The organism is Arthrobacter sp. P1_B3 (assembly GCF_056406615.1).
In genome coordinates this window covers 16,608-41,022 of record NZ_JBFTZV010000022.1, presented here as the reverse complement: position 1 = coordinate 41,022, position 24,415 = coordinate 16,608, and the positions used below count along the sequence as shown (strand labels likewise).

The window sequence follows — 24,415 nt, the reverse complement described above, 5'->3', positions numbered from 1 at the left end:
GCCGGGGTCCAGTGCCACGGAAACTCATTCACATGATCCATGAACCTGCGGACGTAACGGATGCGCTGGTCAATCGTGTCGAACTTCAGGTTGCGCGAGAGCTGCTGGTTGCGCCAGCCATCCAGCATCTCATTGAAGGTCTGCTGTTCGGGATGAAGCAGCTGGACGGAGCCCAAAACGTGAACCCGTCCTGATCCATCGACTGCCATTCCGTCTCCCGAGCCCGCTCAAAAACCTGAATCAATGATTCATTAAATGCATCATCTCAGCAAATCCGCAGGTCAGGGGCGTTATTTCTGGCATTCGGCGCGTGGGCACTGATCGCCCAGTCACGGCGGGATGCATCGATCGAAACGGGACAAACCCCTGAATGCCGCGGCACAGGGCGCCCTGGACGCGCGCCCCGGGATGAACGCGGGAGAGGGGCTGAATGATTCATCCAATGAGATACGCAGAGTACAATCTGGCATAATCTCCGTTATCGGCGTTCCATAATGTGCGGGGGAGTGCCCGCACAAGGGCAGTTTTCCTGTGCCGCTCGCTGCAGCAGCTGCCGCCAACCCCTGGGTCACCGGGTAGGAGATTCTGAAATGACCATCGACATCGGCCGATTCAGTGAAGCTCCCGGCACTGGCGTTGATGAGCCTGCGGGCACGGCTGGGGCAGAACAGAAGCCACCGGAACTGGTGTACGGCTCAGCCGAAGAGTTCCTGCACGAGCAGTTGCTGCCCACCTACGTCAGGGACGTCGACGGCCGCGCAGCTAAATGGTGCATCGAGTGGTACTTCCACCCCGAAGCCGTCTCCCGGATAGAAGCGCTGTGGCGGGCCTGGGAACACCTAAGACTCGACGGGGCCACCGGCATCAGCGTGTGGTTCAAAGACCACGCCGACCACCACATGAGCGTGCTCCTCGATCCACGCGGACCGTTCTACAAATGCGATATGCAAAAACACCGCGATCCTGAACATCTTGAGCCAAAAAAGGCCCCGAACGGCTGGTTCCCCGACGTGCGAGTCCAGGAGAGGTAGCTCTGGCAGAACTAGGTGACTCTAAGCTGTCCACGGTTGGGGTCAATCCGGGTTATCCACCGCTGGGATGGGGAGCCATTGGGGAGCTCCCTCGGCAGCAGAAGCGGTGGATAACCCATCAGGAACGTCCCCGGCTGTGGGCAGCGGGCCCTGCCTTCACCCCAAACACCGGCAATCGTGCAACGGGCTGGTTTCGGTACCGGCTGAGCACTGGTCCTCACTGGCCCGATGCCCGTTCGAGCGACACGCGGGGGGCGGTTCTCGGTACCGCTCACACAGGCTCCTATCCTGTTGCTATGGCGGTGGCCTACCGGCGTCTTCGTATCCTGACCCCGAGCCTTGGGGCCTACTACGGCGTGGTCGACGAGGAGTACCGGCCGCACGAGCTTGCATCCTGGTGGCTTGAAGTCCGTTTCTTCGGACGGGCACAGGCTGAAACGACCAGTGCGCAGTACGCCAGTTCCATCGCCTTGTTCCTGACTTGGGCGCACCAGAGCGGACGGGACCTTGAGCAGGCAGCCCGAAACCTTCACCTGTTCGCGGCCTACCTCGCGACAGAACCCCAGAGATCCGGGCGGACTGCCGGCTCGCCCCGGACGGCGAGAGCGCTAAACAACGACGGGAGTCGAAACGGGGGAAACAGAGCCAGTCCACGCTGCCGTTTCGGGAGACGAGAGGCCCGGTTTGGAGGTCCGAAAGCAACGCATATTCCTCTAGGGGAGCAGCCATGGCTTCACTCAACCACAACTGATTCAGATCGCGTAGGGGTCCGTGAAAAGGAAACCCTTTTCAGCCTAAACCCAAGCATGAAGGTGCGGGGAAAGAGCGGACCACCCAGATAAGCGGCAGCTTCGAGAAGGGAACGTAACTACACCTAGCGAGCCATCCTGCGTTCATTTTTCATGGTGGGGAGCGCGCTCTGCAAGATCTTCACGTACGGTTCCGTCAACATGTCTTCCGCCGAGCTATCGAACGAAAGCCACTGCAGCGTTAGACCATCCATGATCCCAATAAGCATTCGAGCGAGTGTCTCAATATCAACATCGAGTTCCGCCCCGGTTCTAACTTCACGAAGTAGCTGCGTACAACCGTCCAAATACCGGCGGTAAACCCGCCTAGCCAAATGTTGGGAGTCTGAACTCCGTAAAGACCACATCGTGAGTTCGAAGGTGGCGAGTTGCATGTCGCGACTGCTCTGTGCCCATTTGGCGAATGACCGCGTTATGTCCGCAACGCCCTGGTATAGCCCTACTTCTTGCTGTATCAGTACACCGACTTCGGCAAAGCCGGCGGCAGTGATGGCTTCATAGACTGCGTGAAAGAGATCCTCTTTGGTCGCGAAGCAGTAGTGGAGGCTGGCCGTGGGAAGCTGAGCCACTTCGGCGATTCGGCGGGTTGTCGCCCTAGCCACGCCTTCCCGGCTGATCACTGTAATGGCAGCGTCCACGAATTGCCTGCGGCGGTAACTGACAGGCTGATGGTCCTGGGGCATGCTGCCTCCTCGCGGCCGCTCTTCTCAGAAGCGCGGGATCCCGGAAGTTTCTTGATCTTTCCTAGTCTACTTGGACGCTTGGCCAATTCGACAGTGGGTGGGCTCTTAATCTAACGCCAGGAGGACCACCTGCGGCTTAGCGTCCGGGGCGCCCGGCCCTCCTTTGCTAGTTGAAACAACCGGCAAGCATCGGATCGGGCGTGCATCCAGATGGTCAATCGGCCTAAGAGAGGTTGCAGAGTTCGATTGAACGTCCAACCTACACGGGCTAGGCCACGCCTCGCGTCCCAAAACTCTGAATCGGTTGACCAACTACGTTCTTTAGAAGATACCTCTAATTTACGATCCCACCCTCGTAGTCTGCCTGCCTCTAGGGAAACGCCGCCGGTCTTCCGCCCTAAAAGTCTTGACCGCTTGGCCAAGTCAGGACTAAACTTGATCATGTGATCAACCTCACTACCCGGTTTGAAAGGAATTGATCAGCATGACACGAGAAGAGGCCTTTGCCGGTTGCTCTTCGGACTCGTACGTGGAGTTCTACGGGGGCCAGTGGCTTGTCATACCGTTTGCACCTGTTGAGCAGCCATCCTTTTTCACCTGCTTGCCTGGTCGCAGTCCCGATATCCGTTACTGAATCGCGCCCCGACCGGCCGGATCCTGGCAAAAGGCAGGCCTCCCCTTGAGACCTGACCACTTGGTCAAGCGGATGTCGGACTCGAGCGCCTGGACGCTGCGGTGATCGCTGCGGCGCAGCAGGTCCTCGGTGACGAATCCGAAGAACCGCTCGACCTGGTCAGCCTGGAGTGGCAGGAGATAACTGCACCATGATCGAGCCAATGAGCCGGCGGGGCGATCCGGCCGCCTGGCACTGGAACGGGCCAGGCAGGAGGTCTTTACGGCTCACCCCGCGCGCCAGCTTGACGTAACGTCGGTTATCGGCGTTTGACCAAGGCATGCGGGAGAGTAGAGGGCTCCGCCCCAATGGGCAGGCGACTGGGGTCTCCAAAGATGCCTCCTCGTGCTTAGCTGGAGGCATGGCGGCACCCATTGAGGACTACGCACTCTTGTCGGACCTGGCCACCGGGGCCCTCGTGTCCAGGAGCGGGAGTGTGGACTGGTTGTGCTTCCCGCGCTTTGACTCACCGTCCATATTTGGGGCACTGCTGGGCAACGAGGACCACGGTCGGTGGCTGCTGGCACCGGCCCAGCCCGATGCAGTCGTCGTATCCCGGCAGTATCGGGAGTCGACCTTCGTCGTGGAGACCACATGGCGTGCCCCAAGCGGCCAGCTCAGTGTGACGGACTTTATGCCGGTCGGACGGGGCCAGTCCTCGCTCTTGCGCCGGGTTACCGGGCTTCACGGATCCGTTCCGGTGCGCCTGGAACTCAGCATGCGGCCGCAATACGGGGCACTCAGGCCCTGGATGAGCCGCGTACGCAACGCCACCGGGGGCAATGTACTGCTGGCCATGGCCGGCCCAGATGCCTGGGCCTTACACGGCCGGCATTTGCCGGAAGCCCACGACCGTGTGCATGTCGGGAATTTCGTCGTCTCGCCGGGCGAGACTGTGGACTTCGAGCTGACATGGTTTCCGTCATACCGGGAAGCTCCGGCACCGCTGGATTTTGACGCTGCCCTCGGTGAGGCGGTGAGCTATTGGACCACGTGGGGTGGTCATTGCCGCAAAGACGGAGCCTATGGGGTGGACGTGAAGCGGTCGCTGCTGGTGCTGCGCGCCCTGACCCACTATGAGACCGGCGGGATTGTCGCCGCTCCGACGACCTCCTTGCCTGAGGATTTCGGCGGTTCGCGCAATTGGGACTACCGCTACTGCTGGCTTCGCGATGCGGCGTTGACGCTGGAGGCCATGTTGACCCATGGGTATGAATCCGAGGCCTTGAAGTGGCGCAACTGGCTGCTTCGAGCCCTGGCCGGCGACCCCGAGGATATTCAGATCATGTACGGTGTCGCCGGTGAACGCGAGTTGCCCGAGAGGGTGCTGGACCACCTCCCGGGGTACCAGGACGCCAGGCCGGTGCGGATCGGAAACGCTGCGGTCGCGCAATACCAGGCGGATGTCGTGGGCGAAGTCATGGTGGCCCTTGAGCGGCTGCGCCTCGCCGGCGGCAAGGAAGATCCCTTCTCCTGGGCGCTTCAGCGGGCCCTACTGGGCTACGTGGAGAGGCACTTCGATGACAAGGACTGCGGTCTGTGGGAGATTCGAGGCACGGCCGAGTACTTCACGCATTCCAGGGTCATGATGTGGGCGGCCTTCGATTGCGGGGTCCGGGCGGTGCGAGACCACGGACTCCCCGGACCTGCGGAGCACTGGGACGAACTGCGGGGGCGGCTGCGGACCGAAATCATGGACCGGGGTTTCAACCGCGAGCTTGACTCGTTCACCCAAACCTACGGCGGCCACACCACCGACGCAGCGTTGTTGACTTTGCCGCAGGTCGGCTTCCTCGCTTACGACGACGAGCACATGATTGGCACCGTCGCGCAGCTGGAGGGGGAGCTCATGACTGAGCACGGCCTCTTGCTGCGCTACCGGACCGAAACGGGCATCGATGGGCTGGAACCAGGCGAGCATCCGTTTCTTGCCTGTTCCTTCTGGTTGGTGGAGCAGTACGCCCGCACGAACCGGTGGCCAGAGGCCAGAGCACTCATGGACGCCCTGGTGGGGTTCTCCAACGAGCTGGGGCTGCTCAGCGAAGAATTCGCTCCGCAGGAACAGCGGATGGCCGGCAACTTCCCGCAGGCCTTTTCCCATTTGGCCCTGGTGCGTGCCGCCGACGCAATGCACAGCGTGGACCGGCTCAGCATGGCGGTGAATACGCCTACGTAAGATCAGCAAAGCGGATGCTGCTGAGCACATTGCCGACTGTTGGCCCCTGAACGACGCGTCCCGCGCGACTTTCAGTTCCGCATCATGCAGCGTCGTCCGCTGCCGTCGCCGTGCACTGGGAGGAACGCAGCGTTGATATCCGGCAACGCCGGCCCGTCATGGAGAGCATCAAATTGCCCTGCCGACGTCCACGGAACCGGTCATTGCTTTCCCAAGAACATCATGCTCAGGCGTTCCCTGAAGCGGCCTCTGCACTCTCGTCAGGTTCGGTCCATTCCAGCGCTGCGACAAAGATTCACAACGCATGGCAGATGCAGCGCGACAGCTCGCTCACGGTACACGTGACCTGGAGAGTCCCCCGGACAGTTACGTAATCCTGGGCAATCTCGTAGACAGCCAGCGCTCGATTGAGCAGGTGCTCAGACAGTTAGCCGAATGGCACCGCGGTAAGGCCGCCGGCAGGCACTACCGCGCCAGCCACGACGAAAGCACCCTGGGCATCATGACAGCCGTTACAGACCTGGATCTGGCTGCGCAGCAGGCAGACGGCCTTCAGGAGACGCTATCCCGAGCCCGCGGAGCCAGCGGTGTAGTCCGAGGGTTCGATGAAGTCCGTCCGCCGGAAGAAGATTAGGCAGATTTACCCATTTCCCGGGCCCCGCTTCCCGGTGCTCCCCCAACGATTTCAACGGGCCGATGACCCACGTTACGTAAAGTAGCGGCTCAGAAGGGGCAGCCGCGTGTATCAAGTAGACCCCAACTACTATCGCCACTAGCCAGACCAGCAGGGCGCCCCACCTGCAGAGAGGTGGGGCGCCGCCCTCTGTTATGACACTGTAAGTTTCCCTGGCTTCGGGTTGGCCTTCTTCGTGACGATGCCCCAACCGTTGACTTGGTTCCCGTCTTCATCGCTGGAGATCGTGTTCTGGGGGTTCAGCGCGGACAGCTCTTGAGCAATGGACAGAAGTGCCGCTACCTCCGCAACCTTGAGTCGCTGGTCCACGGTCAGATGGTCCTGATCGGCGATGCTGCCTGCGCTTTGCCCTTTCGCGGCGCCTATCGCGTCAGTCAGCGCGTCCCAAGCGGTTGAATAATCGTGGCTCATTGCTCGATCCCCTTATTTGTCTATTGCCGGACTTCCCGACCACCGCCCACGCTATAGGACGGCCCTGATCGCACGGGCAATCGGTGGGTAAGCGGTGGCTGTGACGCGCTGGGCAGGCGCGAGACGGCGCTCCGTCCCAAAGCGCTGAGGCACGGCTGGGGCAGTACCTCAGAATGGGCAGTTAGCAGGGCACCGGAATCGGTGGCCATACCGTCAGTCCGACTCGGTTTCCTTTGAAACCTCGGCGTAGTCGACGGTTTCGATGCGGGGTACTATCGTCACTCGGCTGACCTTGAGCTCTGACGCGATGAGCGAAAGAGACACGCGGGCAGCGCACGCTGCCGTGTCATACAGGGCGTGATTCAAGTAGGACGCAGGAAATGTCCGTTGCAGCGTGTCCACGAGCCCTTCGCCGTCCAACGCCAATTGTGCGCCTCCATCCAGCTTGGCCGCGACAACCGTTTGTGTCCGGCTGTTGCTTCCTGAGATGTCGAGATGGCCAATTGCGTGAAATTCACCAGGGGCCAATTCCATGAGTCGGATGTGCCAGTCCGAACTCTCTTCGACGTTATGAGTGGTGCTAGATCGGGTGCTCAAGACTGTCAGCGCGCCGGAACCAATGGCTGTGAGTGCGTCAGATTCCGGTCGCACTTTGGTAGTCACCGGCGCCCGGCAATCGCAAGCCGTGCGAGATCGCCACTGATGTCCTCGTCGCTGTTGTCTTCCTGAGCGGAGTCACTGAGATTGGACCAGACAGCACGATTTCGGGCTTGCTCGGCCCAGACACTTCCATCTTCCACGTTGATGGAGATTCGGGCACCAACTGCCATCGCATAGCGGACGATAGTGCTGATCTTCGGGTCACCGTCATAGCGTTCGAAGGCTGTCACCGCTGTCCGGGTGATGCCGATGGTGGTGGCTACATCTTCCTGCGTGAGCCCCTTCGCCCGCCGCAGGTCAATGAGGTCCGCCAGAAGATCTTGAGTTTGGTTGATCAGGTCATTTGCGAGGATCTGGCGAGCATCGTTGCTGTCAGAAATGAATAAGGAGTCGTTGTTTTCCATGTTGCCCCCGTTAGGTTCGTGCTACCAAGGTATGTCAACTACAGCTAACATTCCAGTTCAATGCCCCACGAGTAGGAATTCTCCATCCCATCGTTATATCTGTACCGAGCCTCGTTGATGTGACGATCTTGAACGCTGTCTGGGTCGCCCGCGCTCGGTTTGCGCCCGAACTTGAGTCCGAGGAGAAGGCGCTGATGTGCTGGCGGTTCAGCAAAATAGAGGCGCAAAAGGTAGCGTTTGGCCGGAACGGGAGAGTCCGGGTTTACCTGCAGCCTCATCTCGAGAAGGTGGGGAGCCCGTTGTATGTCGGCCACGTCCAGCCGCTCGCCGAATCGAAGTCGGCCCCGTGTGGCGTCACGGGACATCCGATCCCACATCGCCTTAGCCAGGAACTGCTCCTGCCCTTCAATGGCGTCGAGGTGCTTAAATATCTCGGCCTTCACCGCACATCGGCCGTCGGCCGAACGCTCGCGGCACCAACGCCAGTAACCACCGCGCCGCGTCGACCTATCGCCCAAATACGAATCGGACCCTTGACGGGCCGATCGCGGGCCAGGTTTCGGAACTGTCATGCTCTCCCCCTAAAGCAGGAAGCAGAACGGCGCCGTCGCCGTCATTCCCCCAAATTGTGCTATTCAGGAGTCTAAGGCAAGTGGCGCCCGCACCTAAGCGCGAGCCGCTAAGGGATCCCGTTCCGCGTAGCGCTGGCACCCGCGGCGCCTATGCTTGGCACTGAATCGGCCGACCTCATGTCCCCTTCATGATGTACCGCTGGCCGCGGGCCGATCGGTCGACATCTACGCTGCGCCGAACGTTGGAACTTTCCTATGCTCTCCTGGCCTGGGGCGCCGGCGGCCACGCGCACGGGCAAGGTCCCTGCTCGGGGCTGGTCTGGTCTCCACTGCTACAGGGGAACACAAGTGATCAGTGACTGGACGAGGGACATATACCTCAGTGAGCTCGTTTATCAGGCAGAATGTGCTGCCTTGGCGAAGCGTCTCTTGGACAACGCCATCGAGAGGAAAGACATGCCCTCGGTGTTCGCGTTGGCCCAGAATGTCATGGGTAACGCAGCTGGCATGTCAAAGCAACTCGTGGCTTGTCCCGGACAACTGCCGACCTAGTATCGACGGCGCGACCAGTGGCCGCCCACCGCTTACCCACCGGAAACAACCAACACCACCCATAAATATCCCGCATCTGAGCGGCAGGGGGGACCTATCGTCCGCTTGGACCGCTCGTGCATCAGGACACGGCAGGCTTGGCCTCGGGCGCGAAACTCCTGACACCTCCGTGGGTTCACCCACGCCGCGAAAAAGCCACCACCCGTTGGCACTGAGCGGCCACACTTTGCAGAATCGCGGTTGGTAACGCAGAACGTCGAACGTCCTGTGACCAGCTGGAGTACACCTCAACCTGACGTCAGGCAGGCGGCTGAAAGGTTGTCGGAATAGGGTTTCATTCGGGCTTTTCTGACAATGGCTAGAAGAATGTCTCAGAAGCAACCCTGACGATAGCCGGCCGAGCGCAGCTAGCGACCGCTACAGTTTCTGAGGCATCCCCAAGATTGGTGCTGGCAGGATAGTACCGTGACGATACACGCTCTTGACGGGAATGGCGGTTCGACGCTGCTGCGGGTGAAGGTCTCGATCGTAGGGAGCGATCCGGCCATTTGGCGGCTCCTGGAGGTCGACTCTTCCCTGACCCTCGACCAGGTCCACGACATCCTTCAAACCGCTGTTGGGTGGCGGGGGTCGCATCTGCATTCCTTCACCGACACCGACCCCTTTGTGCGGCTGCGTGCCGTCAACGGACGTGTGCGTGAACCACGGCGATGGGTCGCCTTGGACCTGCTGGAGGACAGTGATGATGACCTGCCCGAGACGGAGTGCGTCCTGGGCCAGGTCCTGACCAGCGAGTCCGGCCCCCTGTTCTATGAGTATGACTTCGGGGACGGCTGGATCCACCGTCTCGAACTCAATGGAAATCTCCCCGCTCCGGCCGACGCCCCGCGGGCACGGCTCGTGGACGGGGCACGGCGGGCGCCATTGGAGGATTCCGGCGGTATCGGCGGCTACCTCGACCTGTTGGACGTTCTCGCCGACCCCGGCCATGAGGAGCACAGCAACCTGCAGGCATGGGTCGCCTGGACGGTCGGGCCGTGGCAGGGATTCGATCCGGAGTGGCTGGACATCGCTGCCGTGAACAACGAACTGGCCATGCTCTTCCCCACCGAGTCCACCGAGTCCACCGAGTCCACCGACGATCCAGGACCCGGCAGCGAGTCGGTCATCCATGAACTGACGCGCCGACTGCCCCCGGGTATACGTCGCGAGTTCCGCTCGTACCTGGCCGGCGCGGGCCTGGACGGTTCCGCATTCGTGGACACGGACGTCGCCGACGCGATGACCGCTCCTTACCGGTGGCTTGCCCGCCGCATCGGGCCCGAGGGCCTGCCGCTCACCGCTGCGGGCTGGCTGCCGCCGGCCGTGGTCCTCGAGGCAATGACCGAACTCGGCTGGGCACGCGAGTGGAACGGCAAAGCCAACCGCGAGGACCAGACCCTGCCCGTGCTCCTGCTCCGTGAAAGCGCCCAGCATCTCGGCCTGATCCGCAAAATCAAAGGCAGGCTCGTCCTCACAGCAACCGCCAAGCGGCTGCTTGATGACCCCGGACAGCTTTGGCTTTTCCTCGCCCGGGCCATAGCCCACCGACACCGTCAAGACTCCGAACGCGACGCGGTACAGCTGCTCCTCCTCGAGGTCGCAGCAGGAAAACGCACCCTATGGGACGACTACCTTGACGCCGTCTCATTCGGGCTCGGAGTACTCGGCTGGACGACCCGCACCGGGTCTGACCTGCCACCCGAAACCGTCCAGTCACTCCTCTACGATGTCCGAGCAGCGCTGATAAACCTCGGCGTCTTCAACGACCGCGACGGACTGACGACAACGACTGTCACGCCGCAAGGGCAAGCTTTTGCCCGCGCCGCTCTGGAATCCTGAACCACTCTCCCCCGCATCCGCGAACAGGGCCGCGACCACCCCAATTGGATGGAACACGACGCAGGGAAGTCTGTCACTAACGGAGTCCGTGAGTCACTGCCTGCGAGCCCATAGTGGACGTCACGTCACTAGAAAACTTTCAACTTCACTAGTTCGGAGCCACTTTCCGGCTGGGGGATCATGCAGCCCGGCCAGCCATCGAGTACGTCAGGAAAGGCGCGTCGCGGGCCGGCATGACAGTGACATTGCGATCCGCTCGTGCAGAGTCGACCCGGATGGGCAGTTCGTGAATCTTGGCATATCCCTGTAGCTGCTTCAGCGCGTCCGGCTCAACCAGGGCCTGCGAGAGGTCGACCTCCACGCCCAGGCCCCGACCGAGACTGCTGGTGCGCTGGACTATGGGATACAGCGCCTGAAGGCTTGACGTGGTCACATGGCCTGTCGCTGCAATCTGAATCCGTGCGCCATCAACGTCGACACGAACAACCACGGAGAGCTTGTCGCTGGCCAATACGCCGCCTTTCATCGGTTCGCTGCCACGCTGCAGCCTCCCCAGCGTAGGCGTCGAATGTGACCTGCGCAACATCCGCGACATCACTTCTCCACGCCATTCACGTATCGGGACGCGATACGTGCCGCAAGTGGGCGGGACGTCCTATCGGCCCGGAACTGGCATCGATGACGCCCTGAACGCTGCTGCCCGACCCGTCAGCTCGCGGCACAGGTCTTATCCCTCGCACTCGATGCAGTAAGAGCGGCCGTTCTTTTCGCGCGCGAGCTGGGACCGGTGCCTGACCAGGAAGCAGGAGTGGCAGGTGAACTCGTCCTCGGCCTGGGGAACGACTTGAACGATGAGTTCCTCGGAGACAAACTCGCCGCCGGGGGTTACGGCCTCATCCAGTGCGTCGGATTCGTCCAGCTCACGGACGACGCTGCGGGCATCCGGAGCGTTGGCGGACTGCAGCGCCTCCAGGGAGCGGTCCTGTGATTCTTTGACGTCGGAACGTACTTCGTCGTAATCGGTTGCCACTTGGGTCATTCTCTTTTCTGGCGTTCTTAACTGACGGGAATGCAACGTACACCATAGCCCCGATATTCCCTGATCGCCCGGCCCGCGGGCCCCGTCCGAAGCGCAAAATTCGACCTTGCATGCGCGGCCGGACTCTTAACGCGTCATGCGTCAAAAGGACTCGCTGGGTCGAGCTCGGGTGCTCCGGTGATGGCCGCCGGGGACGGCAGGGTTGCCTGCTCATCGACCGGAAGTGCCTCGTACGCGTAGGACGTTACAGTCAGGGATTGGGCGGCACCATCGAGGGCATAGCGCACAGTGCGTTCGTTTCTGGATCCGCACACCAGGATCCCGACAGTCGGGGCCCGCCTGGGCAGCCGGAGCATGTCGTCGGCGGCTGCGACGTAGAAGTTCAGCTGCCCCAGATGCTCGGGTTTGAACTTGCCAGCTTTCGGTTCTACGACAACGAAGCCCGTTAACCGCACCAACGACCCGCCCCGCGGTTGATGCCAGGCACCGCTCGCCCGTCAGGAACTGGGGCAGTCATCAAGTCGGGCAAATCTGTCACTACCGGACTCTGTGAGTTTTTACCTGCGGCCGGCAGCAGAGATTTCGTTTAGCGTGATTGAGCCGCCCAGTTAGATACTGCCCGGAAGCGGCTGACCGTTCGGCCCTAATTGTCCAGATAGTGTCTGGACAATTAGGCTGGCCGTCGGAACCTACAACCTCTCGTTCGCCATACGGGCCCTGGCCGTCTGGCCCCAACCCGGAATTCCGGACTTCGGCCGGGGCTGGAATCACGGGACCAGGACTTCCGCGGTGGCGCGGTTGGCGATCGGGAAGACCTTGAATCCGCTCAAGCAACATCAGGAATTGTCCAAAGCTCTCTGGACAATTAAGCCGGCGCTTACAGCACGAGCGCGCCGTAGCGGGCGTGAGTTCCCCAATGTGAGCGGATTATTGGCTGTCTTCGCTGTCAGAGTCTGGTTCTGCCCATTCCAGGGCCGCTACGAGGTGCCCCTCGTTGGGGAGAGCCTGTTGTTCGGAAGCCGGGAGCTTGTCGTATGTGTAGGCGGCGACGGCCATGGGTGAGGTGGAGCGTCCCAGGCTGTACCGGACGCTGCGGTCGTTCTTTGTGCCGCAGATGAGGATGCCGATGGTTTCGTTATGGTGCTGGCGCCGGAGCATGTCATCGACAAGGGCGACGTAGAAGTTGAGCTTGCCGGCGTACTCCGGCTGGAACTTGCCCGTCTTAAGCTCGATAACCACATAGCGGGATTGCTCTATGTGGAAGAAAAGAAGATCCACATAGAAGTCATCGCCGTCGACATCGAAGTGGACCTGACGGCCGACGAAGGCGAATCCGGGGCCGAGTTCTCGGAGGGTTTCGGTGATTCTGCTGGTCAGGGCGTTCTCGAGGTCGCGTTCGGCGACTTCCCCGGAGAGGCCGAGGAATTCGAAGTTGTAGGGGTCTTTGGCGACCTGCTGTGCGAGTTCTGAATCCTGCGCAGCAAGCTGCTGCGCAAAGTTCGAAGATGCTGCGCCTGTTCGCTCCAGCGTCTTGTTCATGATCATATTCAGCAGCACGTTCCTGGACCATCCGTACTCGACGGCTGCGGCGGCGTAGGCCTGGGTGGAGGCAGTACCGAGTCTTTTGTCGAGGAGGACCATGATGTGGCCCCAGGGCAATTGCGCAGCAGGCTGCTGCGCAATTGGCCCATCGGCCCACGTTCCGGCGAATGTCGTCATGTATTGAATGTTGCGGGCGGAGAGTCCCTTCATATCGGGGAACTCTTTACGGAGGTCTTCCGAGAGCCGCTTGATGACCTGGCTCCCCCACCCCTGTTGCTCCTGCTGTACACGCACTGCCTGTCCGATGGACCAGTACAGCTGGATCAGCTGGGTATTGACCGTCCGCAGTGCCTTGATGCGCGCGGCCCTGACCCGGTCCTTGAGCTCGCCGAGGAGATCGTTGTAGCCGGCGGGGAGTGCGAGATCGGGGGCGTCAGTCATGCATCCGATCCTATCGAGCCCGCTTGCCTCGGATCGGCATGTCCACAGGGAGCGGGTCCTTAGCGGCTGGGACCGTTCCTGGTTTTCTGGGCCCCGAGGGCGGCACCTGAGTTTGTTTTCCGCGCCTTCGCCGGCGCTTTACCCGTGACGAGTGCGGCACTGGGGTGCGTGCCCTCGCTGCGGGCCGCGGCAAGGCGCCCCTTGACGCGTTCCTCGCTGGCGGTTCCGGCGAGTGAGGCGGCGAATGCCTGGTGATGGCCGGCGGAGCCGTATTCTGCGGCCGAGCTGTTTTCGGCCTTCCCACCCTGGTCTTTCAGCCGTTTGCTGTCGTCGGCGGTGACCTTGCCCTCCAGCTCGCGGTCGAGCTCGGCGATGCGGGCGAAGAGTTCGACTTCGGTGCGTTCGTAGCGCTGTTCCAGCGGCTGCTCCTGGGAGCCTTTGAAGCCGCCCTCGGCAAGGAGTTTCGCTTCGTACCAGTCCTTGGCGGCGTCCACGAACCTGGCGTCGTTGAAGTGGTCCTCGCCTGCGCCGGTGAAGTTCGCGGTGGTTTCTTCGCGCAGCTGGTCGATGGTGGGTCCGTTGAGGCCGTCTTTGCCGATCAGGTACAGGCGTTCCTTCACGGCGGTGTCTGCAGCCTCGATGGCCGCGGGCGTCGTGGCGTCTTGTGCGCTCTGCAGCGCCGCCGACAGGGCGGGGTTGTTCAGGTATTCGAGAGGTACCTGGTGCCGCTCCATTTCCGGGGCCAGACTCTGGGCCTTGGCGCGGAGCTCTTCGGCCTGTGCCGCAGCGATGAGTGCCATGCCCTGCCGGTGCTCGGCCACTGCTGCGCGGCGCGCCTGTTCGGCGCTGATTGTCTCGATGCCGGATTCCAGGTACGCGGCGTCCGTACCGACGTCGCGGGTGTCGATGCCGTAGCGGCACTGGACTTCGCTGCGGATCCGTTCGGATGCGGCGAGGGCGGCGGGGTCATTGTCCTTCCAGCCTTCTGCGACGGCGTGGGCCGTGGCGATGTCGCTTGGCTGGGCCTTGTCCCACCATTGGTCCTTTTCCACGGGCGCCAGTGCCGCGTGGGCGGCGCTGCGTTCGGCGGCGAGACGTGCCCGGGCTTCGTGCGCTGTCTGGGTGTCCTGATGTTCCTGTTGCCGCTGGCTCTCCTGGCGCTGGCGTGCCAGTGTCTCGGCAATGCGTGAGGCGATCATCAGCGACTGCCGCATTCCGCCGTCCAGGACGTCATCCATTCCGTCTGATTCACTCATGCTGTTCCCCTTGCAGTTGGTGGTGGTCTATCGGTCGAAGCCAGGACCTGAGTCGCGTCGGCTGGGCTGGTAGGTCTTGGTCGGCGTCGCCGGTGTTGGCGTCGTTGGCACCGCTGATCCCGGGCGGATGGGGACCATGCCGCGCCGGGCGATATCAATCGCCCTGGGCGGTATTCCAGCGTCGGGGGCCGGCTGCTGCCCGGCGTTCACCAGAACCGGCTTGGGCATGGTGCCGGTGAACGGGGCAAGCCGTTCCTCGACCACCGACCGGATGCGCTGAGCCTCACGCGTCCGCCCGGACTGGGCATGCATTTCATACACGGCGAAGGCGGTGTTGATCAGCTGCACCATAAGTGCCGTTTGCGCGGCCGTCTTGTCCTTGCTGGACGCGGCCATGAACAATATGGCCGTACCGGCAATCGACGGCAGCGGCACAGGTTTGCCGTGCTGCCGTGGTGAGCGCAGCTGTGCGGTGCGGGACAGTTCAGCAGCGGTGGCCGCCAACGGACCTGGGGTCGGTTCCAGCCGGTACGACCATGCCGCGAACGCGCCGGATACGTCCCTCGCAGCCTTCGCCCAGGTCCCGTGATCATCCCGCGGAATGGCGCGCAGCTGATCCGCCAGAGCGGCCGCGTTACGGGTGTACTCCACCCACATTTCCGGCGGCGGCGTTGCATGCTCGGGCCCGGTCCTGGTGACCGTGCGTCTGTTGCGGGCCGCTGCGTTCCATTCGGCCGCGGCTTCGGTTGCCAGCTGCGGGGTGTCGGGCCATTCTTCACGGAGGGCACCGAGTTTCAGGTCGGAGGCGAGGGTCCCGCCGCCGAACCAAATGGGACGTTCACCCCGGGCGGGGCGTTCGGCTACGGAGTACCCGACGATGACGTCGGTGGTGTTCTTCGCGTAGCGCGGCCGCACCAGCAGGCCGGTGTCACGGGCCCTACGGACGAACTCCGCCTCGGACCCGGAGGCGCTGGCGCTGGCGCGGACTTTTCGTGCCAGGGATGAGCGGTGCATTTCCCGCTCGTCCCGGACGGCGGTGGCCTTTTCGGCCCGGTCGTAGCCGCGGGTGGAGTGAATGGAAGAGAGTTCTTCCAGGCCGTACTTGGTCTCCAGGGCGCGGCAGGTCTGCTGTGCGCGTTTGTAGTCGCCGTGGGTGGATGCTTTGGTGCCGTCTTCGCGGACGAGTGAGACGGCGATGTGGATGTGGTGGTTGCCGTTCTCTGACGTGCCGTGGTTGATCGCGGCCCAGCGGCACTGGGCTTTGCCGCTGACTTCGGTGAAGCCCATGGCATCGACGAAGTCGTTGGCAATATCACCCCACTGCTGGTCTGTCAGTGCACCTTCTTCGGCCCGCAGGCTCAGCGAGCAGTGCCACACATCAGCCGGTTTGCGGCCGTTCTCCACGCGCTGCTTAGATGCCGCGTCCCAGCGGAAATCCTTCTGCAGGATTTCGACGCCGAAGGACTTCCGGGGCTGGTCCAGGTGCTTCGCGATCGCCACGGCGTCATCGCGGTCCAGGACGCCGTCGTCGTACCAGGCCATGATCGCCGCATCCCCTGCCACCAGGTGCGGATCGGTGTGGGAGTTCTTCGTCTTGTCCGCATCCGTGGATGCCAGGTAAACCATGAGCCCGCCCATGCGCGAGCCGCGGGTGATGTTGGGAATCATCGGCTACAGCAGCCCCTCAATGGTCCGGTCAATCCGCATCGCCACCTCGCGCACATACGCCAGCGCAGCCTTCGCATCCTGCGGGAACTCATCCCCGGCGTTCGCGTGCCGGGCGATCTGGTTCACATTGTTCGACACCCGCGCCAGGAGCGTGTGCAGGGACATCAGTTCCGCCATCGCCGCCTTCCGCTCCGTCGGAGTCTCAGAAGTCTCGGACAGTGCGGCGGACACCAGCAGATTCGGGACAGTAACTTTCTCCCTGGCGGCCCGGGCAACCAACGCAGCCTCTTCCCCGGCGGTGACCCACACCTCGCGGCGCTTCTTCGTCCCCGCCGGCGAATTCTCCCGGCGGCGCTTGGACAGGCGCGGACGGGACTCATTCTGCTCAGACACGCACTCCCCCGTCCCCTTCAAAGCCCAGCGCAGCGACCCCGAAACCGGGGACCACACCACCGAGTGTGCCAAGTCAACCGCCACAGGCGCGTGAGCGACACGCCATTTACACCCGTGTAAATGTATAGCTTGCTCCGCCGATGTTGCGTATCGGTCTTTGGTCGCCGTGGCTTCCGCGGGCGGCGACCGGCGGCGGGTTAGGGTGGGTGGCATGGCGAACCTCGACATTGAACAGACTCGTAACCAGGCCCGCGCGCTGCTTGACTCGCGCATCGAATCCGTCACCACACTGGTCAAGACCCGGCAACGGGTCGCGGACCTCAAGGAGCACCTCACCGAAGCTGAACGCGAGGACAAACGCGCCTACGTCCGGGCCACTAAAGACGGATGGAGCACCGAGGAACTGAAGAAGCTCGGGCTCGAACCGGGCGCCGTCGCCCGCCGACGGAGGGCCTCATCCGCGGAGACCGCCGGACAGGTCTCCGCTGCCCCGCACGGTGATGTGTTGACCACCGCAACCACACAGCCCTAGCGGGCTGCCGGGTCCTTCCCCATGGGCCATGCCGGTTGTGTCCGGCGCACCAGGGATGTGGGCCGCTTTCTTCAGCCAAGGACCCCAAAGAAGCACCCGCAAGCGGGTGCACCAAACCGCAGGAACGGCCGTCACCTTTTAGGTGGCGGCCGTCGTCCGTTTATCCGGTCTACGGCCCGGCGCTGCTGCGGCTCCGGCTCCGGCTCCGGCTCCGCAAGAGGGTGGATTGGCTCCGCAGGCCGGCGGGTTGTTCCGTGGGTCAGGTGGCTGGCTCGATGAGTTCGGGGCCGTTGTTGCGGACGCTGTTCACCCGGTCCGTGACCACGGTCGGGGTCAGGACCGGTTCGGGAATGGCGTCCAGGATCTTCTGCACCTCGGTCTTGTCGGTGGTGCCGGGGTTGAGCCAGTCGTGGAACATCTCCGGCGGGACAATGACCGGGGCCCGGTCGTGGACGTGGCCGAGGGAATCGTGCGCCGTGGTGGTCAGCACGGTGCAACTGAGCAGCCACCGGTGCGGATCATCTACGGGCAGTGACGGGTCCGGCCAGAACTCGTACAGCCCGGCGAAGGCCAGCAGCTCGTTCTTCCCGGAGTGGAGGTAATGGGGGATCTTCTTCCCATCCTCGGTTTTCTGCCACTCGTAATATCCCTCGGCCGGGATCAGGGCGCGACGCTTGATCGCGGCCTTGCGGAAGGCCGGCTTGTCCAGGATCGATTCGCTGCGGGCATTGATCAGCTTAGAACCGATCTTTACCTCCTTCGCCCACGACGGGACGAGGCCCCAGCGGGCGATCAGCAGCCGGCGCTCCACGGTGTCTTCATCCAGCCTCTCGGCGATGATCGGCACGTCCTGGGTCGGCGCCACATTCCAGGACGGCGGAGGCGGGCTGCCCTCGATCTCCTTCGCCTCGAAATGGGCCAGGAGATCCCCTGTCGCCTTTGACATCACGTATCTGCCGCACATGTCTTAATTGTGCTCCGCCCAGGTCGCGGCGGACGGTTGAGGTCAGTCCTCGGTGGTTGTTTCTTCGGGGATCTGTCCAGCCGCGATGCGCTGGGCCGTCTTGTCGTAGGCGGCTTCAATGTAGGCCAGCAGGTCAGCTTCGCGCACGCGCCAGATGCCGCGGCCGCCGAACTGCGCGGCCCGCAGTTCCCCGCTGCGCACCAGCGTATAGACCAGCGGGCTGTTGACGTTCAGGACCTCTTTGACCTGATCCAGCGTCAGCATCCTAGGCAGTCCCACAGCCGCCGCAGGCGCCGCGGGCGCGTCGGTGTCCTCGGTCCGTTTCGCCATTCTCAGTTTCCCTCGTTCCGGTGCTGCAGTTCATCCCTGGTGCGTTGTCCGCGGCGCAGCGCACCGACCGGAATAGGATCCCACGTCTTGCCCTGGTTATGGCGGCGCTGCAGCCGCTTTACTTCCCGCATCGTTGCCCGCACGATGAAGTCCGACACGGACGCATCCCCCTCTAGGTGTCCGGCAGCCAGGAACGCCGCGCGGACCTGCCCGGCCTGCTCCTCGGTGAAGTACGGGGTGAACGCCGGAATTTTCTTAGATGGCATCCGGCGTCCGGGGCCAGGGGTGGAGGCTGTCCAGGTATCCGGGCTTCACGCTCATGCTTCCGTCATCGTTCGTCCGGACATCCGAGTGCTGATGGCTGCCGCCGACGTGGGCGATGGCGGCCAGCAGGAGGTCAAGGGTGCCCCGGTCCAGTCCCGGCACAACCTTGCCCAGGTCGACCGAAACAGCGTCGGCCACGGAGCCGGTCAGCAGCAGGAACCGGCGCTCCCCGCCGGAGAGTCCGTCAACGTGCCCGGGGATGGCCGCGAAGTCGATCCACACGTTCCCGCCATCCTCCTGCTTCACCCAGGGCTGCCCAGGCTGGGCAAACCGGCCGCCGAAGGCGCGCAGCAGCAGCTCCGTTGCCGCTTCAAGGGTGTAGGAGCCTTTGGCCCAGGCCCGGAGTTCATCATCGTGAGTCATGGATCAGCCTTTGCAGTGGAAGGGTGCAGAACGGTGCTGTCTGAAGGGTAGTGCCGGCCGGAGGTTCGCTGCCAGCCCTTGCGGTGGCAGGCGACAGCCGTTTAGAGCTTGGCGCGCCACCCGAGGGTGCCGGTGTTGACGCGTCCTGAGGGTTGGCGTGGAGGCAAATCCACGCATCGGCGTCAGATTGTTCGCCCCTTATATCCTTGGCATTTCGGACATCGTGGGCCACGTCAGGCTTCCGGCTCAGCATCAAGGTGCGGGACATTGATGTGCCCGGCCGGGTTGGCGGAGAGGCCGAACCACGCCTCATCGTCCCCGTACTCTCGGGGGGACAGGCTGAACCTGTCCGGCGGGAGCTCCTCGTCCTGCTCCGGGCCGGCTCCGGTGCGCGTGATGACCGCGGCGGCATGGCGCAGGGACGGACCGATGTCCTCGACCTCGAGTTCGACGACGGTGCGGTGCTCCCCCGTCTTGGTCGTATAGGTCCGGGGTTTCAGGGTCCCGGTGGCGATCACGCGCATCCCCTTGGTCAGGGACGCGGCGGCGTGTTCGGCGGTGCCGCGCCAGGCCGTTGCAGCCACGAACTCGGTTTCCCCGTCGGCCCACTTGCCGGTCCGAGGATCGAGGGTCCTGGGGGTGGAGGCGATGGTGAATCGGGTGAGGGCCGTTCCGGATCCGGTGGAGCGCAGCTCGGGGTCGGCGATGAGGTTGCCGATGACGGTAGTGGCCGTTCGGCCGCTCATGCGAGGGCATCTTCCCGGGTGCCGGCTTCGATCCCGACGACTCGGGCGATCTTGTCCGGGTTCAGGCCGGACCAGTGGTCTTCGGTGTTGTCCTTGTCGTAGACCACAACGGGGACCTGGGAGTAGCCGAGCTCTTCGCGGATGTACTCGAAGGCGGCCTGGTTGGCGGTCACGTCCACCTCGGTGAAGTCGACGCCGGCGTCCGTGAATTTCTGCTTGGTCTTGGTGCAGCCGAAGCACCCGGCGGGCTTGGTGTAGATGGTGACAGTCATGGTCAGTCCTCGGTTTCGTATCACTCTTAGTTAGGTTCGTCTGCTCTGTACTGCTGCCTCAATTCTACCAATCATTCAACTGAATGAATAGACATTTAACCCCTAAATCCAGGGGTTTTTATCCGAAAAATATGAACCGATTTCCTGAGTCCGTCCGGGAGCCAGGCGTCAGCCGCTGTCAGTTTCAGAAGTCGTCTGCACTGAATGTCAGAAGTCATCTGCACTAAGCTCTTGGGCGGCGGTCTTGTTACCTCTGGCCTTTGCAACGGCTTCGTCGGACAAGGCGCAAGCCCGTGCCCGGCGACCCGCGATGTTTGTTACTGCCCGGAGGCGGCGTAGGGCAGGAAGAGTGCTGCGTCCGTTCCTTGGCCAGTGAGGGTTCTGCTTTCGAGGAGGTGGATGGTGGTCGCGGTTGCTTCGAGAGTACGAAGTTGGACGTCGAGTGGATAACCTTCGTGCGTGTGCCATCTCAGTGGCCCTGCCCGCAGAGGATGGCCAGCTTCTTTCCAGACGCGCAAAATCATGCGGGCCGCGGTACGACACTCGGAGATGGTTGCTCCCAGCTCGTCGATGATCGTCCGCATGAGTCGAAACCAGATTCCGGCGTGAACTTGCCGTCGCGGCAGGTCGACCGATCCCGTTGTCATCGCGTGCCAGGTTCGGCTGTCCATGGCCAGGACCGTGGCGGAGGCCGACCTCGGAGTTGGTGGTTTGCGCTCCCAGTCCGAGAAGTAACTGGCAGCCTTCGCGCGCGGTTCGAGGAGGCATCCATGGAAAGGGCAGCTAAGCGTCAGTGAAAGCAACCACAATAATTGGTACGGGTACGGCGGTTTTGACGTGGCAATACATTGCGGGCATGCCCGCAATGCCTGTCGCGAGGGAAGCCATGCCCGCCAAGTGGGAATCTCCCTCGGGCGCCGCCTTCCTGCCGGCAGCAACACGGAAAACTGTCGGGTATAGATCGTGAACGCCTCAGGGTGCGGTTCCATCTGGTCGACGAGCCAGGGTGCCCAGCCGCTGAGGCTCATCCTCTGAATCCGGTGCAGGTCAACACCGGTTCGCCGTGCCAGCTCGCGAGCGAATCCAGCGGGCGGGCAGGTGTCCAGGTCTTCGGGCCCGCCCAGTGCATGACCCAAGTCCGACACGAGATCGTCAAGGCTGACACCGTAACGATCGGCGATTCGCCGCAACCATGACGAGAGTGACTCGCCGGGCAGTGGTGCAGGATGCACTGGCCAGCGGCGCGAAACGATCACAGCAGTTCCCGCTCGAACAGCTTGCGCCGTTCGCTGGGGCCGATGTAATCGGCCATGGTCAGCGTCCGGCGGTTGATCCTCTCCTCCCCGCTTTCAACTGCGGCGACCGCGGCGGCAGTCAGAAGGTGGGCGAGCTCTCCTATGGTGCCCTCGCTACGGGCGAGCAGGTACCGGGCCATGTCCTCGGTATCGATCGAGGACGGTGAGTGGAGAGGGAACGAGGCGGCGAAGCTAGCCAGCAGCGACCGGGTTTCGTCGCCCACTTCCCAGAGCGGCAAGACGAACGGTTCGAACCTGTTCTCGAGCTGGTCATCTGACCTCACGGCAAGGTATGCCTCACGCGTGCCTACCCCTACAAGGGGAATGTGGAGCTCATTGCCCAGAAACCGGAGCAGGTTCAGGAACTCACGCCGCGTCTCGCCCCGACCGGCCAGAACGTTGTGGAGCTCGTCGATCACCAACATCCGCACACCCACCTCGTGCAGCAGGGAAAGTGCCAGCCGCTCGACGTCGGCGAGGCGCTGCCGTGGCCAAAACGGCGCACCGAGCGCGGCAAGTAGTGCCGTGTAGAACCGAAGCGCCGATGGTTCCGAGGGCATCTGCATGCACACGACCGGAATGTTTTCGCGGTCTGCCTCCGTCACGGGCGGGTGCTGCCGGCGGAACCGTTCGACCACCATCGACTTGCCGTTGTTTGTTGGCCCGATCAGCAACAGGTTGGGCATGCGCTGTTTCCTCGGCCAGTGAAAGAGCATCTCCAGGCGTTCCACGGCGTCGACGGCCTTCGGATACCCGATCCACCGATCTGCACGAATCCGGTCCAGCCGCTCCGCCGATGGCAGCCGCGCCAATTCCCGCGATACCGGGTGCAGATGCGGCAGGTCCAGCAGCCGGTAGTCGTCCACGGTCACCATTCCTCAATCTGTTCAAACGGTTGAATGGGAACCCCTGTCGGGTCCGCGTCTGTTGCAGCATCCGGTGGCGCCGGAATCGTCAATGCCCGGTTGGCTGGGTGTGCGTCGCCGGCATGCTTGCGGCGTTCCGTTTCCCTCCGGACGCGCTTGGTAGTTCTTGCTGCGGTCTCAGTGACTTCGCGCATTTTTGTTCGATCGTCCGAAACAACGCCGCCTCATCCACCTGGGCTGCACCTCGTTCGCGTAATCGTGCCAGCGCCTGCCGGTGTTCCCACACACTGACGGCAGGGTTCGAGATCGACCTATACGGGACTTCCACATAGTGATGGCCTTCCGGCTCCAAGACCCACACCCGGCTGATGTCGCGCGGATCCCGCCGGACGATGAATGAGCCCAGGCTGTCACGCCGGGCGATCCAGGGCTTCAAGGCGTTCGCGAAGTAGTGGACATGGTCGATGACGAAACCGGTGCGGGTCAGGGTACGGCGGAAAACTGGGAGAAAATCCACCAGGAACGCCGTCTGGTTTGCCGTGACGGACGGTGCGCCGGTGGCGGCGACCCCGGCAGCCCATTGCCCTGCCGGCGTCTGCCCTAATGTGCTGTGCACGCTGCCGTGGTAGCCGGCGACCGCAAGCACTAACCATCTCTCCAGCTCAGGTAATGTCAACGCGGCCATCTTCTCCGAGTTATACCGGCCACGCTCTGCCGGATTGGCGAAAGTGGTTCCGGGAAGTTCGTGGATCTTGCGCATCGTTGTGCCGATCACGCGTTCAACGATGCCGCCGTAGTGCGGTCTTCCCGGCGGCCGGTAGGCCAGCCGAATGCCGTGCTGCTCGCACCCGCGTCGCAATGCCTCGCTCTTGAACTCCGCCGCGTTATCCAGGAACAACGATTTCGGCTTGCCGCTCATCGGCCAATCCGCCTCCACGCCGAGCCGTTCGAGCCAGGGCCGTTTGTCACCGGCGGCGTGGGCAAGGCACAACCCCACGGACACGGCCGACGGCGGCTCCAAAGTAACGACCATTCCCACGAGCGTCCGGCTGTACACATCGATCGCAACGGTCAAGTACGGGCGGCCAATCGATCGACGCTCGCGCTCATCCACGATGACCACATCAATGACCGTGTGGTCGATCTGTACCTGCTCCAGGATAGAACCGATCACCGGCACGTCACCGCCGGCGGACTGCAACGGCCTCACAGCGTCCGCGCCTTCCCTGCGCCGGCCGACCTCAACCGGGTTAAGCATCGAGATGCGCCGGGCCACCGTGTTCCTGGTCGGGGCCTTCAATCCCCGCGCCGCGCAAGCGCGGGCGATCTCGCGGTGGATCGCCGCCACGCTCCGCTTCTGGCGTGTAAGAAACCGACCGCGGATCAAGTCGCGAATGATTTCCTCGACCGGCTCAGGCAGACGGTTCCCACCCTTGCCACCAGTTGAACGGCGAACCGCAAGATCAGTAACAAGACCAGAACCCTGGCGGTATCTGCCCAGGAGCACGTATACCTGCCGGCGGGAAACACCGAGCTCCGCGGCGGCCCTGTCAGCGTCCGCAAGCCTTATCGTGCCCCGTGCCGCCAACGACCCGATCACTGCGTCCCGGCTCCGAGCCTGTTCCCATGCGGCATCCGGCATCGTCAGCTGTCCCTGCGCAACAATGCGAACCGGATCGGCGTCCATGCCTGCCTCCTTTGGGAACAGGAGTACCGAACAGAAGCGACCTTAGTGCAGAGGAGTACCGAACAGAAGTGGCCCTAGTGCAGAGGAGTACCGAGCAGCCAGTGTTCACAAGTCGTCTGCACTACCCCCGAAATCACGGGAAAGTCAGTGC

General features: G+C 62.9%; 26 protein-coding genes. 5 read left to right on the top strand and 21 right to left on the bottom strand.

Features of this window, described 5'->3' with window-relative positions:
* The first annotated feature begins 32 nt into the window (after window positions 1-32).
* Both AC1D2F_RS19010 and AC1D2F_RS19005 read left to right on the top strand, forming a co-directional pair.
* Window positions 33-194 carry a hypothetical protein gene (locus tag AC1D2F_RS19010; RefSeq protein ID WP_476967461.1) on the top strand — a complete coding sequence of 54 codons (162 nt, stop codon included), beginning with the start codon at window positions 33-35 and terminating at the stop codon, window positions 192-194.
* Window positions 195-590: 396 nt separating this feature from the next.
* Window positions 591-1,031 (top strand): DUF4913 domain-containing protein, encoded by a 441-nt coding sequence (locus tag AC1D2F_RS19005; RefSeq protein WP_476967460.1) that lies wholly within the window; start codon window positions 591-593, stop codon window positions 1,029-1,031.
* An 874-nt stretch (window positions 1,032-1,905) separates the two neighbouring features.
* Here AC1D2F_RS19005 and AC1D2F_RS19000 read toward each other — a convergent pair.
* A complete protein-coding gene (locus AC1D2F_RS19000) occupies window positions 1,906-2,523 on the bottom strand; it encodes a TetR/AcrR family transcriptional regulator (RefSeq protein WP_476967459.1) in 618 nt (205 codons plus the stop codon).
* A 953-nt stretch (window positions 2,524-3,476) separates the two neighbouring features.
* On the opposite strand from AC1D2F_RS19000, the gene AC1D2F_RS18995 reads away from it, so the two are divergent.
* Window positions 3,477-5,372 carry a glycoside hydrolase family 15 protein gene (locus tag AC1D2F_RS18995; RefSeq protein ID WP_476967458.1) on the top strand — a complete coding sequence of 632 codons (1,896 nt, stop codon included), beginning with the start codon at window positions 3,477-3,479 and terminating at the stop codon, window positions 5,370-5,372.
* An 826-nt stretch (window positions 5,373-6,198) separates the two neighbouring features.
* Here the strand turns inward: AC1D2F_RS18995 and AC1D2F_RS18990 are convergent.
* From AC1D2F_RS18990 to AC1D2F_RS18975, 4 genes are all read right to left on the bottom strand, one after another.
* The gene (locus AC1D2F_RS18990; RefSeq protein WP_476967457.1) at window positions 6,199-6,477 is read right to left on the bottom strand and encodes a hypothetical protein; all 279 of its coding nucleotides are present in this window, start codon (window positions 6,475-6,477) and stop codon (window positions 6,199-6,201) included.
* Between the two features lie 213 nt (window positions 6,478-6,690).
* On the bottom strand, window positions 6,691-7,011 hold the full coding sequence (locus AC1D2F_RS18985) for a hypothetical protein (RefSeq protein WP_476967456.1): 321 nt from the start codon (window positions 7,009-7,011) through the stop codon (window positions 6,691-6,693).
* A 125-nt stretch (window positions 7,012-7,136) separates the two neighbouring features.
* Window positions 7,137-7,541 carry a helix-turn-helix domain-containing protein gene (locus AC1D2F_RS18980; RefSeq protein WP_476967455.1) on the bottom strand — a complete coding sequence of 135 codons (405 nt, stop codon included), beginning with the start codon at window positions 7,539-7,541 and terminating at the stop codon, window positions 7,137-7,139.
* A gap of 44 nt (window positions 7,542-7,585) precedes the next feature.
* Window positions 7,586-8,113, bottom strand: coding sequence for a hypothetical protein (locus AC1D2F_RS18975; protein WP_476967454.1), 528 nt, complete (start codon window positions 8,111-8,113; stop codon window positions 7,586-7,588).
* Window positions 8,114-9,130: 1,017 nt separating this feature from the next.
* Here AC1D2F_RS18975 and AC1D2F_RS18970 point away from each other — a divergent pair.
* Window positions 9,131-10,546 (top strand): plasmid pRiA4b ORF-3 family protein, encoded by a 1,416-nt coding sequence (locus AC1D2F_RS18970; RefSeq protein WP_476967453.1) that lies wholly within the window; start codon window positions 9,131-9,133, stop codon window positions 10,544-10,546.
* A gap of 178 nt (window positions 10,547-10,724) precedes the next feature.
* Here AC1D2F_RS18970 and AC1D2F_RS18965 read toward each other — a convergent pair whose 3' ends face one another.
* The 7 genes from AC1D2F_RS18965 to AC1D2F_RS18935 form a co-directional block, all read right to left on the bottom strand.
* Window positions 10,725-11,057: a hypothetical protein gene (locus tag AC1D2F_RS18965; RefSeq protein WP_476967452.1), complete on the bottom strand. Its 333-nt coding sequence runs from the start codon at window positions 11,055-11,057 to the stop codon at window positions 10,725-10,727.
* A gap of 216 nt (window positions 11,058-11,273) precedes the next feature.
* Complete coding sequence (locus tag AC1D2F_RS18960) at window positions 11,274-11,576, bottom strand: DUF4193 domain-containing protein (RefSeq protein ID WP_476967451.1); 303 nt, start codon at window positions 11,574-11,576, stop codon at window positions 11,274-11,276.
* Between the two features lie 143 nt (window positions 11,577-11,719).
* Window positions 11,720-12,040, bottom strand: a complete 321-nt coding sequence (locus tag AC1D2F_RS18955) for a PDDEXK nuclease domain-containing protein (protein ID WP_476967485.1) — start codon at window positions 12,038-12,040, stop codon at window positions 11,720-11,722.
* A gap of 472 nt (window positions 12,041-12,512) precedes the next feature.
* Window positions 12,513-13,568: a PDDEXK nuclease domain-containing protein gene (locus AC1D2F_RS18950; protein WP_476967450.1), complete on the bottom strand. Its 1,056-nt coding sequence runs from the start codon at window positions 13,566-13,568 to the stop codon at window positions 12,513-12,515.
* Window positions 13,569-13,627: 59 nt separating this feature from the next.
* A complete protein-coding gene (locus AC1D2F_RS18945; protein WP_476967449.1) occupies window positions 13,628-14,824 on the bottom strand; it encodes a hypothetical protein in 1,197 nt (398 codons plus the stop codon).
* Window positions 14,825-14,851: 27 nt separating this feature from the next.
* A complete protein-coding gene (locus tag AC1D2F_RS18940; RefSeq protein ID WP_476967448.1) occupies window positions 14,852-16,492 on the bottom strand; it encodes a relaxase/mobilization nuclease domain-containing protein in 1,641 nt (546 codons plus the stop codon).
* A 3-nt stretch (window positions 16,493-16,495) separates the two neighbouring features.
* Window positions 16,496-16,885: a MobC family plasmid mobilization relaxosome protein gene (locus AC1D2F_RS18935; RefSeq protein WP_476967447.1), complete on the bottom strand. Its 390-nt coding sequence runs from the start codon at window positions 16,883-16,885 to the stop codon at window positions 16,496-16,498.
* Between the two features lie 211 nt (window positions 16,886-17,096).
* Here AC1D2F_RS18935 and AC1D2F_RS18930 point away from each other — a divergent pair, with 211 nt between their 5' ends.
* The gene (locus tag AC1D2F_RS18930; RefSeq protein ID WP_476967446.1) at window positions 17,097-17,417 is read left to right on the top strand and encodes a hypothetical protein; all 321 of its coding nucleotides are present in this window, start codon (window positions 17,097-17,099) and stop codon (window positions 17,415-17,417) included.
* 259 nt (window positions 17,418-17,676) lie between these two features.
* Here the strand turns inward: AC1D2F_RS18930 and AC1D2F_RS18925 are convergent, their stop codons facing one another.
* The 9 genes from AC1D2F_RS18925 to AC1D2F_RS18885 all read right to left on the bottom strand — a co-directional run bounded on the left by AC1D2F_RS18925 (window position 17,677) and on the right by AC1D2F_RS18885 (window position 24,264).
* Window positions 17,677-18,381, bottom strand: coding sequence for an SOS response-associated peptidase (locus AC1D2F_RS18925; protein ID WP_476967445.1), 705 nt, complete (start codon window positions 18,379-18,381; stop codon window positions 17,677-17,679).
* 42 nt (window positions 18,382-18,423) lie between these two features.
* Window positions 18,424-18,711 carry a helix-turn-helix domain-containing protein gene (locus AC1D2F_RS18920; RefSeq protein WP_476967444.1) on the bottom strand — a complete coding sequence of 96 codons (288 nt, stop codon included), beginning with the start codon at window positions 18,709-18,711 and terminating at the stop codon, window positions 18,424-18,426.
* 2 nt (window positions 18,712-18,713) lie between these two features.
* Entirely contained in the window at window positions 18,714-18,977 is a 264-nt protein-coding gene (locus AC1D2F_RS18915) for a ParB family protein (protein ID WP_476967443.1), read from the bottom strand.
* Window positions 18,967-19,398 carry a hypothetical protein gene (locus AC1D2F_RS18910; protein ID WP_476967442.1) on the bottom strand — a complete coding sequence of 144 codons (432 nt, stop codon included), beginning with the start codon at window positions 19,396-19,398 and terminating at the stop codon, window positions 18,967-18,969. Before AC1D2F_RS18910 ends, AC1D2F_RS18915 begins: the two co-directional genes overlap by 11 nt.
* A 233-nt stretch (window positions 19,399-19,631) precedes the next feature.
* A complete protein-coding gene (gene ssb, locus AC1D2F_RS18905; protein WP_476967441.1) occupies window positions 19,632-20,144 on the bottom strand; it encodes a single-stranded DNA-binding protein in 513 nt (170 codons plus the stop codon).
* Window positions 20,141-20,416, bottom strand: coding sequence for a glutaredoxin family protein (locus tag AC1D2F_RS18900; RefSeq protein WP_476967440.1), 276 nt, complete (start codon window positions 20,414-20,416; stop codon window positions 20,141-20,143). The genes ssb and AC1D2F_RS18900 overlap by 4 nt, the downstream gene beginning before the upstream one ends.
* A 317-nt stretch (window positions 20,417-20,733) precedes the next feature.
* Window positions 20,734-21,648 (bottom strand): TniQ family protein, encoded by a 915-nt coding sequence (locus AC1D2F_RS18895; RefSeq protein WP_476967484.1) that lies wholly within the window; start codon window positions 21,646-21,648, stop codon window positions 20,734-20,736.
* Window positions 21,649-21,668: 20 nt separating this feature from the next.
* Window positions 21,669-22,586, bottom strand: coding sequence for a TniB family NTP-binding protein (locus AC1D2F_RS18890; RefSeq protein ID WP_476967439.1), 918 nt, complete (start codon window positions 22,584-22,586; stop codon window positions 21,669-21,671).
* A 79-nt stretch (window positions 22,587-22,665) separates the two neighbouring features.
* Window positions 22,666-24,264, bottom strand: coding sequence for a Mu transposase C-terminal domain-containing protein (locus AC1D2F_RS18885; protein ID WP_476967438.1), 1,599 nt, complete (start codon window positions 24,262-24,264; stop codon window positions 22,666-22,668).
* Window positions 24,265-24,415 lie beyond the last annotated feature (151 nt).